Here is a 440-nt window from a genome sequence, read left to right on the forward strand (position 1 = left end):
GTACGGGTCTGGTGAACCATCGCTGATCGACAGCTTACGGCCCTTAATATCATTCCATCCCACATAGGCATCCTGGGTGGCGCGGGTACATTCGCGTGAGGCGGCAAAGCCCATTTCCCAGGGCTGATCGTCCGGCGCCAGACGCAGTTTCACATTCCCTATGCTGGCGCGGGTGCCGCCTAAGTCATCGCTTCCCGTCGCGGGGTTAATCATGTCGCCGTCATCAACCTGGCGTAACAGGGTGACGCTGCCGTACAGCAGGCCATCCTGAATGGGGCCGCTCAGGTTGAACTTACTTCGATAACTGTCGCGGCTACTGACGCCGCCTTCAATATAGCCGCGCGGCGTGCTGTCCGGCTGCTGGGTGACGATGTTGATGATCCCGCCCTGAGCGCTTTTGCCATATAACGTTCCCTGTGGGCCTCGCAGCAACTCCACGC

Annotated in this window: 1 pseudogene; it reads right to left on the bottom strand. The window is 59.8% G+C overall.

Features of this window, described 5'->3' with window-relative positions:
• Positions 1-440 (bottom strand): annotated as a pseudogene (locus C5L13_RS28440) (TonB-dependent siderophore receptor); the annotation flags it as partial.

It is taken from the genome of Neorhizobium alkalisoli, assembly GCF_002968635.1.
Lineage (GTDB): Bacteria > Pseudomonadota > Alphaproteobacteria > Rhizobiales > Rhizobiaceae > Neorhizobium > Neorhizobium alkalisoli.